Annotated in this window: 13 protein-coding genes; 10 read left to right on the forward strand and 3 right to left on the reverse strand. The window is 63.6% G+C overall.

Features of this window, described 5'->3' with window-relative positions; all coding sequences use genetic code 11:
- The first annotated feature begins 1 nt into the window (after window position 1).
- The 5 genes from RFM68_RS05280 to RFM68_RS05300 all read left to right on the forward strand — a co-directional run bounded on the left by RFM68_RS05280 (window position 2) and on the right by RFM68_RS05300 (window position 6,337).
- Window positions 2-1,279, forward strand: a complete 1,278-nt coding sequence (locus RFM68_RS05280) for an acetylornithine deacetylase/succinyl-diaminopimelate desuccinylase family protein (RefSeq protein ID WP_320231642.1) — start codon at window positions 2-4, stop codon at window positions 1,277-1,279.
- A 115-nt stretch (window positions 1,280-1,394) separates the two neighbouring features.
- A complete protein-coding gene (locus RFM68_RS05285) occupies window positions 1,395-2,876 on the forward strand; it encodes an ABC transporter substrate-binding protein (protein WP_320231643.1) in 1,482 nt (493 codons plus the stop codon).
- A gap of 28 nt (window positions 2,877-2,904) precedes the next feature.
- A complete protein-coding gene (locus RFM68_RS05290) occupies window positions 2,905-3,852 on the forward strand; it encodes an ABC transporter permease (protein ID WP_320231644.1) in 948 nt (315 codons plus the stop codon).
- Entirely contained in the window at window positions 3,849-4,718 is an 870-nt protein-coding gene (locus RFM68_RS05295; protein ID WP_320231645.1) for an ABC transporter permease, read from the forward strand. Before RFM68_RS05290 ends, RFM68_RS05295 begins: the two co-directional genes overlap by 4 nt.
- Window positions 4,715-6,337, forward strand: coding sequence for an ABC transporter ATP-binding protein (locus RFM68_RS05300; protein ID WP_320231646.1), 1,623 nt, complete (start codon window positions 4,715-4,717; stop codon window positions 6,335-6,337). Before RFM68_RS05295 ends, RFM68_RS05300 begins: the two co-directional genes overlap by 4 nt.
- Window positions 6,338-6,352: 15 nt before the next feature.
- Here RFM68_RS05300 and RFM68_RS05305 read toward each other — a convergent pair whose 3' ends face one another.
- Window positions 6,353-6,784 carry a TerB family tellurite resistance protein gene (locus RFM68_RS05305; RefSeq protein ID WP_320231647.1) on the reverse strand — a complete coding sequence of 144 codons (432 nt, stop codon included), beginning with the start codon at window positions 6,782-6,784 and terminating at the stop codon, window positions 6,353-6,355.
- A 199-nt stretch (window positions 6,785-6,983) separates the two neighbouring features.
- Here RFM68_RS05305 and RFM68_RS05310 point away from each other — a divergent pair, with 199 nt between their 5' ends.
- Window positions 6,984-7,769 carry a TSUP family transporter gene (locus tag RFM68_RS05310; RefSeq protein ID WP_320231648.1) on the forward strand — a complete coding sequence of 262 codons (786 nt, stop codon included), beginning with the start codon at window positions 6,984-6,986 and terminating at the stop codon, window positions 7,767-7,769.
- A 51-nt stretch (window positions 7,770-7,820) separates the two neighbouring features.
- The gene (locus RFM68_RS05315; RefSeq protein WP_224715183.1) at window positions 7,821-7,991 is read left to right on the forward strand and encodes a hypothetical protein; all 171 of its coding nucleotides are present in this window, start codon (window positions 7,821-7,823) and stop codon (window positions 7,989-7,991) included.
- 80 nt (window positions 7,992-8,071) lie between these two features.
- Here the strand turns inward: RFM68_RS05315 and RFM68_RS05320 are convergent, their stop codons facing one another.
- Together RFM68_RS05320 and RFM68_RS05325 are read right to left on the reverse strand one after the other, a co-directional pair.
- Window positions 8,072-9,547: a cobyric acid synthase gene (locus RFM68_RS05320; RefSeq protein WP_320231649.1), complete on the reverse strand. Its 1,476-nt coding sequence runs from the start codon at window positions 9,545-9,547 to the stop codon at window positions 8,072-8,074.
- Window positions 9,547-10,152: a dimethylsulfonioproprionate lyase family protein gene (locus RFM68_RS05325; protein ID WP_320231650.1), complete on the reverse strand. Its 606-nt coding sequence runs from the start codon at window positions 10,150-10,152 to the stop codon at window positions 9,547-9,549. The genes RFM68_RS05320 and RFM68_RS05325 overlap by 1 nt, the downstream gene beginning before the upstream one ends.
- 124 nt (window positions 10,153-10,276) lie before the next feature.
- Between RFM68_RS05325 and RFM68_RS05330 the strand changes: the two genes are divergently transcribed.
- The 3 genes from RFM68_RS05330 (at window position 10,277) to mmsB (ending at window position 12,845) form a co-directional block, all read left to right on the forward strand.
- Window positions 10,277-11,446: an isobutyryl-CoA dehydrogenase gene (locus RFM68_RS05330; protein ID WP_320231651.1), complete on the forward strand. Its 1,170-nt coding sequence runs from the start codon at window positions 10,277-10,279 to the stop codon at window positions 11,444-11,446.
- Window positions 11,447-11,501: 55 nt separating this feature from the next.
- Window positions 11,502-11,870 (forward strand): four helix bundle protein, encoded by a 369-nt coding sequence (locus RFM68_RS05335; protein ID WP_320231652.1) that lies wholly within the window; start codon window positions 11,502-11,504, stop codon window positions 11,868-11,870.
- Window positions 11,871-11,960: 90 nt separating this feature from the next.
- Window positions 11,961-12,845, forward strand: coding sequence for a 3-hydroxyisobutyrate dehydrogenase (gene mmsB, locus RFM68_RS05340; protein WP_320231653.1), 885 nt, complete (start codon window positions 11,961-11,963; stop codon window positions 12,843-12,845).
- Window positions 12,846-12,861: the final 16 nt, after the last annotated feature.

The raw sequence follows: 12,861 nt of genomic DNA on the forward strand, positions 1-12,861 counted from the left end.
AATGAATGAACGACTTCTCAAGGCGGTCGAGGATCGGGTCGACGACCTCGTTGCGCTGACCGCGGGCCTGATCCGCTTCCCGACCGTCAATCCGCCGGGTGAAGCCTACGGGCCGTGCGCCGAATTCCTTGGCGCGCGCCTCGGCAAACTCGGCTTCGAGACCGAATTTATCCGCGCCGAGGGCACGCCCGGCGACAGCGATCGCTACCCGCGCGTCAATGTCGTCGCCCGCTTCGACGGCCGCTCGCCCGGCCCCTGCGTGCACTTCAACTCGCATATCGACGTGGTCGAGGCTGGTGACGGCTGGACCGTAGATCCCTTTGCCGGCGTGGTGAAGGACGGCAAGGTCTATGGCCGCGGCGCCTGCGACATGAAAGGCGGTCTGGCGGCCTCGGTCATCGCCGCGGAAGCCTTCATGGAAGTCCATCCCGACTTCCCCGGCGCCATCGAGATATCGGGCACCGCGGATGAGGAATCGGGCGGTTTCGGTGGCGTCGCCCACCTGGCAAGGCTCGGCTATTTCTCGAAGCCGAAAGTCGACCATGTCATCATCCCGGAGCCATTGAACAAGGATCGCATCTGCCTTGGCCACCGTGGCGTCTGGTGGGCCGAGATCGAGACCAAGGGCGAAATTGCGCATGGCTCGATGCCGTTCCTCGGCGACAATGCGGTGCGCCATATGGGCGCCGTGCTGCGGGCCTTCGAGGACGAATTGTTCCCGGCGCTCGATCGCAAGATGACGCGCATGCCGGTGGTGCCGGAAGGCGCCCGGCGCTCGACCATGAACATCAATTCGATCCATGGCGGCCAGACCGAGGATTTCCGGCCGGGGCTTCCCTCACCCAACGTGCCGGATTGGTGCCGGCTCACCATCGACCGACGCTTCCTGCTCGAAGAGGACATCGCGACCGTCAAAGGCGAAGTCACCGGCATCCTCGAGCGGCTGAAGCGCGAGCGGAAGAAATTCGATTACGAGATCCGCGACCTGATGGAGGTGCTGCCGCTGATGACCGAGCGCGACGCACCGGTGGTGAAAGCTGTCGCTAAGGGCATCATGGAGGTGTTCGATCGCGAGCCCGACTATGTGATCTCGCCCGGCACCTACGACCAGAAGCACATCGCGCGCATCGGCCACCTCTATGACTGCATCGCCTATGGCCCGGGTATCCTCGACCTCGCCCACCGGCCGGACGAATGGGTGGGCATCGGCGACATGGTGGAATCGGCCAAGGTGATGGCGATCGGTCTCAACGTGCTCTTGCGCGGCACGACCGGCTGATCCGCAAAAACATTCCGCTTGGCGCCGTCCGGCAGCACGAAACGCAATTTACTCGCACGCGAAATCACGCTTCTATCCGCCGGCTTGAGCACGTTTAAGCAATGGGAGTTCAGCGATGAAACTGTGGAAGACCATCCTGGCCGCGGCCGTCCTGTCGCTTGCCGCCGCCACGTCGGCCTCTGCCGCGCGCACCGATCTCACACTCGGCATCGTGCTCGAGCCGCCGCATCTCGATCCGACCGCCGGCGCGGCCGCTGCCATTGGCGAAGTCACCTATGCCAATGTCTTTGAAGGGCTGACACGCATCGACGACAACGGCCAGGTTCAACGCAGTCTCGCCGAGAGCTGGGCCGTCTCCGACGACGGCAAGGTCTACACGTTCAAGCTGCATTCCGGCGTGAAGTTCCACGATGGCTCGGCCTTCAGCGCCGACGACGTGAAATTCTCGCTGGACCGGGCGCGCGCCAAGGATACGCTCAATCCGCAAAAGCCGCTCTTTGCGCACATCACCGATGTCACGGCGGTCGATCCAGCGACGGTCAAGGTCACTCTCGACGGTCCGCAGGGCAATTTCCTTTACGACATGGGCCAGGTCGCGGCGGTGATCGTGGGGAAAGGATCGGCCGACGGCAATAAGGACAAGCCGATTGGCACCGGTCCGTTCAAGCTCGATCACTGGGCCAAGGGTTCCGAGATCACGCTCATCAAGAACCTGGACTACTGGGGCACACCGGCCGCGCTCGACAAGGCGACATTCCGCATCATTCCCGACGCCGCCGCGGCTGTTCCCGCCTTGCTCTCGGGCGACATCCAGGCTTTCGCCAACATGCCCGCGCAGGACGCGCTCGGGCAGCTCCAGTCCGATCCGCGCTTCCGCATTGTTATCGGCTCTACCGAGGGCGAGACAATCCTGTCGATCAACAACAAGAAGCCACCTTTCGACAAGCTTGCGGTGCGGCAGGCGCTCGCCTCGGCGATCGATCGCAGTGCCATCATCGACGCAGCCTCGAACGGTCTTGGAAAGCCGATCGGCTCTCATTTTTCGCCAGGCGATGCGGGCTATGTCGATCTCACCGGCGTCTATCCGCACGACATCGCCAAGGCCAAGCAGTATCTGAAGGAAGCGGGGCTGGAGAACGGCTTTTCGGCCACGATCAAGCTGCCGCCCGTACCCTACGCACGCGACGGCGGCCAGGTGATTCAGTCCCAACTGAAGGACATCGGAGTCAATCTGCAGATCATTCCGGTCGAATGGGCGGAGTGGCTGAGCCAGGTCTTCACCAACAAGGACTACGACCTGACGATTGTTTCCCATGTCGAGCCAAACGACATCGATATCTATTCACGGCCCGGCTATTATTTCCAATACGACAATCCGAAGTTCAACGATGTCATCAAGGAGCTCGGCGCCACGGTTGACAAGGACAAGAGGCTGGAGCTGCTGGGCGAGGCGCAGAAGATTCTCGCGCACGACGTGCCCGCGGTCTACCTGTTCGAGTTGCCGAAGATCGGCGTCTGGGACGCCAAGCTGCAGGGCATGTGGACGAACTGGCCGATCGAGGCGGATGACCTGACCAAGGTGAAGTGGACGGATTGAGACCGGTGCGATCGCCTGATCGCCTCCCATGACCGCCTACCTCCTCAAGCGCTTGATCATCGCGACCCTCACGCTGGTGCTGGCCTCCATTGTGGTGTTCGCTGTCATGGAGATCCTGCCCGGAGATCCTGCACGCCTGATGCTGGGCATGAATGCGAACGCCGACCAGGTCGAGCTGCTGCGCAACCAGATGGGGCTGAATGCGCCGCTGGTGCTGCGCTATCTCCATTGGGCGGGCGGGCTGCTCAGCCTCGATTTCGGCCGCTCCTACACCTATTCGGTTCCCGTCATAGACCTGGTCCGCGAACGCATTGCCGTTTCCCTGCCGCTTGCGCTGATCGCGCTGGCGCTCTCCACGGTCATCGCCATCCCGGTCGGCGTGTTCTCCGCCAGCCGGCAAGGCCGTGCCGGCGATACGCTGGCGATGGGGGCAGCCCAACTCGGCGTCGCCGTGCCGAATTTCTGGTTCGCGCTGATGCTGATCTACCTCTTCGCCGTCTGGCTGCATCTGGTTCCCGCCGGCGGTTTCCCAGGCTGGAATGCGGGCATCTGGCCGGCGCTGAAGTCCCTGCTCTTGCCGGCGATCGCACTGGCGCTGCCGCAGGCCGCGATCCTGGCCCGCGTCGCCCGCTCGGCACTGATCGAGGTGCTGAACGAGGATTATATCCGCACCGCCCGCGCCAAGGGCCTGCCCTATCGCGCCGTGCTGTGGCGCCATGCGCTCCGCAACGCCATGATCCCCGTAGTCACCATTCTCGGCCTGCAATTCGCCTTCCTGCTTGCCGGCACCATCATCATCGAGAATGTCTTTTACCTGCCCGGCCTCGGCCGGCTGGTGTTCCAGGCCATCACCCAGCGCGACCTGATCGTGGTCGAAAGCATCGTCATGCTGCTGGTCGCCGCCGTGATCGTCATCAACCTCATCGTCGATTTCTCCTACGCCATCGTCGACCCGCGCCTTAGAGGCCGGCAATGAGCATGCGCATCGACCTGCCCGAAGAAACCATTGCCGGCGTGCTGGCCAAGGCCTTCGGCAACCGCTCCTTCCTGATCGGGCTCATCATCACGCTGCTGATCGTGGCCGTCGCGCTCCTCTCCTTCGTCTGGACTCCCTATGACGTCACCAGGCTGGTGATCGCCGACAAGACGCAGGCGCCCTCGCTGGCGCACTGGTTCGGCACCGACCATTTCGGCCGCGACATCCTGTCGATGATCATGGTCGGCGCCCGCAACTCGATCGCCGTGGCGCTGGTCGCGGTCGGCATCGGCATGGCCATCGGCGTGCCGCTTGGCGCCTTCGCCGCCGCGCGCGGCGGGATGGTCGACGAGGCGCTGATGCGCGTCAACGATCTCGTCTTCGCCTTTCCGGCGCTGCTTTCGGCAATCATGATCACCGCGATCTTCGGCCCGGGCGCCGTCAACGCCATCATCGCCATCGGCATCTTCAATATTCCGGTTTTCGCCCGCGTCGCGCGGGCCGGCGCGCTGGCCATCTGGCCACGCGAATTCATCCTGGCCGCGCGCGCCGCCGGCAAGGGTATGACGCGGATCAGCATCGAGCACATCCTGCCCAACATCGCGACCCTGCTGCTGGTCCAGGGCACGATCCAGTTTGCGCTGGGCATCCTCGCCGAAGCCGGGCTTTCCTATGTCGGCCTCGGCGCCCAGCCGCCGATGCCGAGCTGGGGCCGAATGCTGTTCGACGCGCAGACGCGCATGATGACCGCCCCCTGGATGGCGATCTTTCCGGGCATGGCGATCGTCATCACCGTGCTTGGGCTGAACCTGCTCGGCGACGGCATCGCCGACATCCTCGATCCGAAATCGCGGCGGCAGCGATGAGCCTGCTCGAAATCGAGAACCTGTCGCTGACGATCGGCGGCACCCCGATCCTGAAAGGCGTCGAGCTCGCCATCGCGCCCGGCGAGGTTGTCGGCCTGGTCGGCGAATCCGGCTCCGGCAAGTCGATGACGGCGCTGACAATCATGCGGCTTTTGCCGCATCTCGCGCGCGCCGACGGGCGCGTCGCCTTCGACGGCATCGACATCCTTGCCGCGACCGAGGACCAGATGTGCGCCTTGCGCGGCGACGATATCGGCATGGTCTTTCAGGAACCGATGACGGCGCTCAACCCCGTCAAGACCATCGGCGAACAGGTCGCCGAGGGCATTCGCTGGCACACCAAAGCGGGCCGCGCCGAAGCCGAGGACCGCGCGCGAAAAATCCTCGACCGCGTCGGGCTGGCGGAAGCCAAATTCCCGCTGTCGCGCTACCCGCACGAACTGTCCGGCGGCCAGCGCCAGCGCGTCGTCATCGCAATCGCCTGCGCGCTGAAGCCGAAACTTCTTATCGCCGACGAGCCGACGACGGCGCTCGACGTGGTGTTGCAGGCGCAGATCCTCGACCTTCTGCGCGATTTGGTCAGCGAAAACCGCATGGGGCTCCTGCTCATCTCGCACGACCTTGCCGTGGTGACCGAGATGTCTGATCGCCTGACTATCCTGCGCCAAGGCGAGGTTATGGAAGCGGGCGACACGGCGCGCACCCTGTCGGAACAGCTCCACCCCTACACGCGCGAGCTGGCGCTGGCCTCCATGCATGTGCCGGCGCGGCCGAAACCACACCTTGCCGGGTCGGCAAAACCGTTGCTCGAAGTCGAAGGCGTTGGCCGGGACTATCCGGGACGGCGCATATCCCTGTTCCGGCCGGCGCAGCCGATCCGCGCCGTCGACGATGTCTCGCTCACCATTGAGCCTGCCCAATCGGTCGCGCTCGTCGGCCGCTCGGGTTGCGGCAAATCCACCCTCGCCCGCATGATCCTCGCATTGGACAAGCCGACTGCGGGCACGATCCGCTTTCGCGGCGAGGCCATAACGGGGAAGCCTGAGCCGGCGCTGAGGCCGGCCCGGCGCGACATGCAGGTGGTGTTCCAGGATCCCTACGGCTCCTTCGACCCGCGCCAGAAGGTGGAGAAGCTGGTAGCCGAGCCGCTGCATCTTCTCGAAAAGCAGCCGGCGAAGGCCGAGCGCCGCGAGATGGTCGCGCATGCGCTCGATGAAGTCGGGCTCGGTCCGCGCGACATGGACAAATACCCGCATGAATTCTCGGGCGGCCAGCGCCAACGCCTGTCGATTGCCCGCGCTATAATCACCCGACCCAAGCTCGTGGTGGCCGACGAGCCGGTCTCGGCGCTGGATGTCTCGATCCGCGCCCAGATCCTCGACCTTTTCGCCGAGCTCAACCAGACGCTCGGCATCGCCTATCTCTTCATCACGCATGACCTGACGGTCGCCCGCGCCATGGCGGACGAGGTGCTGGTCATGCATGAAGGCAAGATCGTCGAGCGCGGCCGGGCCGCTGATGTGCTCGACCATCCGCGCTCGGAAGCGGCGCAGGCGCTGGTCGGGGCGGCACCCGACCTCCACCGCGCCATCGCGCGGCGCATGCAGGAACAAGGATAGACGACCGGCCCGCTTTCAGCTCTCGGGTTTGACCAAATCGACCGGGCTGATATCGAGCAGGTCGAGCGTGCGGCGCAGGAGCTTCACCTCGCTCTCGGCAAGCTTGGAGTCCGCCTTGGCGATCTCCGCCATGTGGCGCGCAAGGAGCTTTCGGCGCTCGACATCGAGATCGCGGAACAGCGCGATCGCCTGCGAACCGTTGGTCTCGTAGCCATAGTCGTTGAGATATTCGATGACGCTGTCGATCGAGGTCTCGGCAATGCCGAAGGCTTCCTTGCAGATGCGCCGGAAGACGACCATCTCGCTCTCCGACACCGAGCCGTCGGCCAGGATCATGCGGAACAGCATGAGCAATTCCGCCGACAGCACAGGATCGTCCGCCACCTTGCGCACCCCCGGGTCACCGTCGAAGATCGAACGTATCTGGTCAAGCAGCGCCATCGCCATCAGCCTCCCTCCGCGATTCCATCTGATTGTTAGAGCAATTCCACGAAAAGTGTGAAGCGGTTTTCCGTTCGGAATGCGCCAAAGCAAAGGATAGTGCGGTTCGGCGTGAAACGGCGAACCGATCTAGCGCGGAATTGGCCTTGCGCAAACTGGTCGAGCGTGATGCAAGCTGCGGCTCTCCTCGCCGCGACCTTGCCTGATGATCGACCCTACCCTGCAGACCGTCCTCATACTCATCGCCGCGGCCTTTGCCGCCGGCTTCGTCGACTCGATCGCCGGCGGCGGCGGGCTGATCACGATCCCGGCGCTGCTGCTCGCCGGTTTTTCGCCGGTCGCCGCGCTCGGCACCAACAAGCTGCAGGGCATGTTCGGCTCCGGTTCGGCCACCATCCACTATGCCGCCAACGGCCACGTCGACCTGCGCCGCCAGTTGCCGTCGGCGCTGCTGGCGCTTGTCGGCGGCGCGGTCGGCGCCCTGTTGGCGACGGTCGTTCCCGGCGATTTCCTAAGCGCCCTCCTGCCGCTGCTTCTGATCGCCATCGCGCTTTATTTCGCGCTGAAGCCGAACATGGACGACGTCGACCGTGCCGAGCGGCTGTCGCCTTTCCTGTTCGGCCTGATCATCCCGCCGCTGGTCGGCTTCTATGACGGTGTCTTCGGCCCCGGCGCCGGCTCCTTCTATATGCTCGCCTTCGTCACTCTTGCCGGCTATGGCGTGCTCAAGGCGACGGCGCACACCAAGCTGCTCAATTTCGCCTCCAACATCGGCGGCTTCGTCGTCTTCGCCGCCGTCGGCGTCATCGACTGGAAGATCGGTCTGATGATGGGCGTAGCCCAGTTCATTGGCGCCCGTGTCGGCGCGAGCCTGGCGATCCGGACCGGCGCGAAGCTGATCAAGCCGCTGCTTGTCGTCGTCTGCCTGGCGCTGGCGGCGAAGCTGCTGGCCGACCCGGCCAATCCCTTACGCCAGCTAATTGGTGTGTGACGGCGCGCCTGATAGGATGTCGACGTGCGAATCATGTTGGAGGGACTAGACATGAATCTCAGTGCACCTACCCAGATCGTGTTTATTATTTCGTTGGTCATCGCCGTTATCGGCCTTCTCGCCGCTCTTGGCATTCTTGCATTCATTCCGCTTGCGTCAGTTTGGATTATGCTCATCGCCTATATCGTGCTTGCCGCCGGCTGCCTGATGCGCGGCGCCTGAGCCCACAGCACTTTGGCATCTTAGGCAACTCGAAGCGCCCGGCCCTGCCGGGCGCTTTTGATTTGAAGACGCTTCGGCGGCTACCGTGCCAGGGTGAATATCGTGTCGCAGTCGAGATGCCTCTCCAACTCGGCCGCGACCTCATCCAGCGCCTTCTCGACGTCGGCGCGGTAATCGATGCCGCCATCCCTGATGCCGAGGCTCGCGAGGTACGCGGCGCGAAAAGCGTCGGCGGAGAACAGCCCGTGCAGATAGGTGCCGATCACCTTGCCGTCGGCGGAAACCGCGCCGTCCGCGGCGCCGTTGAGGACCGTTGACGGTCGCGCCGTGTCCGGGCCGGTGGTGCGGCCGAGATGAATCTCATAGCCTTCGAGCGGCAGGCCGAACTGCACCGAATGCGCGCTTGAATTGCGCACGGTCTTTTCAGGCTCCATCACAGTTTCGATGTCGAGCAGGCCGAGGCCCTCAGCCTCGGTCGCGCTGCCTTCGATCCCATCCGGATCGCGCACCATGCGACCAAGCATCTGGTAGCCGCCGCAGATGCCGACGATATGGCCGCCGCGCTTGCGATGGGCGAGAAGATCGCGATCCCAGCCGTTCTCGCGAAATTTGAGCAGATCGCCGATCGTCGATTTCGAGCCGGGGACGACAACCAGCCCGGCATCCTCCGGCAGCCTTTTACCGGGCGGCACGAACACCACCTCAACCTGCGGCTCGGCCTTCAGCGGATCGAGATCGTCGAAATTGGCGATGCGCGCCAGCATCGGCACCGCCACCTTCAAGGCTCGTTTCTCGCCGGAAGCGAGGCGTTCGAGCACGACGGAATCCTCTGAAGGCAGCCGACCGGCCGCCTTCAGCCACGGCACGACGCCGAAGCAGCGCCAGCCGGTGAACTTTTCGATCGCGCTTATCCCGTCGTCGAACAACGAAACATCACCACGAAACTTGTTGATGAGATAGCCGGCGATCATGCGCCGGTCTTCCTCAGGCAGGATCAGATGCGTGCCGGCGACAGAGGCAATGACGCCGCCGCGATCGATGTCGCCGACAAGGATCACCGGCACTTTGGCGCGCGTCGCGAAACCCATATTGGCGATGTCGCGGCTTCTGAGATTGATTTCGGCGGGCGAGCCGGCGCCCTCGACGATGACCAGGTCGGCGCCCTCGCAGACCTTGGCCCAGGAATCGAGCACCGCGTCCATCAATCCGGCTTTCATCGCCTGGTAGTCGCGCGCCCGCGCCTCGCCATGCACCTTGCCCTGCACCACCACTTGCGAGCCGATATCACTCTGCGGCTTGAGCAGCACCGGGTTCATATGTACGGTCGGCCGAACGCCGCAGGCCAGCGCCTGCAGCCATTGCCCGCGGCCGATCTCGCCGGCGCCGGAGGTGTCGTCGCCGGGAATGTCGGCGACGGCGGCATTGTTCGACATGTTCTGCGGCTTGAATGGCCTGACCTTCAGCCCACGCTTTTTCGCGGCCCGGCAAAGCCCCGCCACCAGCACGGTCTTGCCGACATCCGAGCCGGTGCCCTGCAACATAATCGCCTTGGCCATCAGCCTCGGCCCCCTGAGCCAATGGTCGACTTTTGCGCCAGCGGCCCGCCGCGCCAGAGATAGAGCGCCATCAGCGCTTCCTTGCCCGTGCGCATGGCATGATTGACGTTGGAGGCGTGGTGAATGACCGCGCCGGCGTCGCGAACATGGAAACCGCCCTCGCCCATCCGCCACTCCGTGCCGCCGGTCAGCGGAATATAGATTTCCTCGGCGATGTGATGATGATCGGGATAGGCGATGTCAGGCCCGAGGATCAAAAGGCCGGCCGCGACCTCGTCATTGACGAAGTGCCCGCGCGTGCCGAACACTTCCAGCCAGCCGTAATTGTCGATGAATCCCTGCCCGAAATCGGCGGCGGTATAGGTCTGTCCCCAGCGCAACATATTGCGATGGTCGGCAACGAACTGCACCAGCGGCTTGGCGTCCGTCGATGCAAGCTCGGCGATGCGGTCGAGATGGCTAAGGCAGCCAAGCGCGCGCGGCTCGAGAGAACGGGCAGGCATATCCCATCTAATGCGCGCGACTTCGTCCGCGACCAGATTGTTGTCGACGCCGGCGAGATAGGCGTGGAACCGGTCCAGCAACTCATCGAAAATTGTCGGCACGCAAGGCTCCGTTGGTCAATCCATGCACAACCGGTCCGCGGGAAGCCGGGTTTGCGCGGCGGCATCATTGGTCTAGATTAAACGGCGCGCAAAGCCAAAAACTATAAACGACAGGGAGCACGCCATGGACGCGGCAGTCGATGCGGGCACTGGCCAGTTCGAACTCAACGAGGAACAGCGCGCCATCCAGGAGATGGCCCAGGCCTTCGCGGCGGATCGCGTCGCGCCCAACGCGCTCGACTGGGACCGTGCAAAACACTTCCCCGCCGATGTGATCCGCGAGACAGGGCCGCTCGGCCTGGGCGGCATCTACGTCCGCGACGATGTCGGCGGCTCGGCGCTCGGCAGGCTGGATGCGGTGCTGATCTTCGAGGCGCTCGCCCATGCCGATCCGGCCTTCTCCTCCTTCATTTCCATCCACAACATGGCGGCCTCGATGATCGACCGCTTCGGCTCCGATGAGCAGCGCCAGCGCTTCCTGCCGAAACTGACCTCGATGGAATGGCTGGCGAGCTATTGCCTGACCGAGCCCGGTTCGGGCTCGGACGCTGCCGCGTTGAAGACGCGCGCGGTCAAGAGCGGCGGCGACTATGTGCTCAACGGTGCCAAGCAGTTCATTTCCGGCGCCGGCGACAGCGACCTCTATGTCGTGATGGCGCGCACCGGCGCCGACGGTCCGAAGGGCATTTCGACCTTTGTGGTGCCCAAGGATGCGCCGGGCCTCTCCTTCGGCGCCAACGAGCACAAGATGGGCTGGCATATGCAATCGACCCGCCAGGTCATCTTCGAGGATTGCAAGGTGCCGGCCGGGAACCTGCTTGCTGCGGAAGGCGCCGGCTTCGGCATCGCCATGGCGGGGCTCGACGGCGGCCGCCTCAACATCGCCGCCTGTTCGCTGGGCGGAGCCCAGTCGGCGCTCGACAAGGCGCTCGCTTACACTTCTGAGCGCAAGGCCTTCGGCTCCAAGATCAATCAGTTCCAGGCGCTGCAGTTCAGGCTGGCCGACATGGAGACGGAGTTGCAGGCGGCCCGCATCTTCCTCTACGCCGCCGCCTCGAAGCTCGACCGCAAGGCGCCGGACGCCGGCAAATGGTCGGCGATGGCCAAGCGCTTCGTCACCGATATCGGCTTCGATATCGCCAACGATGCGCTGCAGCTGCATGGCGGCTACGGCTATCTGCACGACTACGGCATCGAGAAGCTGGTGCGCGACCTGCGCGTCCACCAGATCCTCGAAGGCACCAACGAGATCATGCGCGTGATCATCGCGCGGGCGTTGATAGGTAGGCAGTAGGCAGTAGGCAGTAGGCAGTAGGCAGTAGGCAGTAGGCAGTAGGCAGTAGGGAAAGATGACCGGTAAGATCAACTCGTACAAGGATTTGATCGTCTGGCAGCAGACCATGGATTTGGCCGTCGCTACCTACGCCTTGACCAAGGTATGGCCAAAAGAGGAATTGTATGGGCTGACCAGCCAAATTCGCCGCTCAGCCACATCTATCCCTGCAAACATTGCGGAAGGTTACGGCCGAGATAACACCGGCTCTTACCAGCAGTTTCTCAGGATAGCCCAAGGCTCTCTAAAGGAGCTTGAGACGCATCTCCAGATCGCTGAACGCATCGGCCTGGCCGCTCGTGATGAGGTTCATCATATGCTGTCAGCCACAGAAGCCGTCGGAAAAATGCTTCGCCAGCTTATTATCAAGCTCGCACCTGAATAGACCCCTACTGCCTACTGCCTACTGCCTACTGCCTACTGCCTACTGCCTACTGCCTACTGCCTACTGCCTACCAAATCACGGAGCGCTGCTATGACGACGATCGCCTTCATCGGCTTGGGCAACATGGGCAATCCAATGGCCGCCAACCTCGTCAAGGCGGGGCACACTGTTAACGGCTTTGATCTGGTTCCGGAGAACCTCACTGTCGCGAAAGAACATGGCGTTACCGTCATAGCCAATGCCGTCGCCGCAGTGAAGGATGCCGACGTGGTGATTACCATGCTGCCTGCAGGCAAGCATGTGCTGTCGGTTTACGAAGACATCGCACCGAAGGCGAAGAAGGGCGCGCTGTTGATCGATTCCTCGACCATCGATGTCGAATCGGCGCGCAAGGCGCATGCCATTGCCGCCAAGCATGGTCTCCCGTCGATCGACGCCCCGGTCTCCGGCGGAACCGGCGGCGCCACGGCCGGCACCCTCACCTTCATGGCCGGCGGCTCGGATAAGGCTTTTGCCGCTGCCGAGCCGGTCCTAAAGCCGATGGCCGGACGCGTCGTCCATTGCGGCGGCGACGGCGCCGGCCAAGCCGCCAAGATCTGCAACAACATGATTCTCGGCATCTCGATGATCGGCGTCGCCGAAGCCTTTGTGCTGGCCGAAAAACTCGGCCTGTCGCATCAGGCGCTGTTCGACGTCGCCTCGACCTCGTCGGGCCAATGCTGGTCGCTTACCACCTATTGCCCGGTCCCCGGCCCGGTTCCGGCTTCACCGGCCAACCGCGACTACAAGCCGGGCTTTGCCGCGGCCCTGATGCTGAAAGACCTGAAATTATCGCAGGAAGCAGCACTTGGCGCGGGCGCCGTGACCCCGCTCGGCGCTGAAGCCACGCAGCTTTACGCCTTGTTCAACGCGCAAGGGAACGCTGGCGCCGATTTTTCCGGCATTATTAATTTCCTGCGCGGAAATCCGACTTAAGCCACTGCTTTTCAAA

The organism is Mesorhizobium montanum, from assembly GCF_033977145.1.
Lineage (GTDB): Bacteria > Pseudomonadota > Alphaproteobacteria > Rhizobiales > Rhizobiaceae > Mesorhizobium > Mesorhizobium montanum.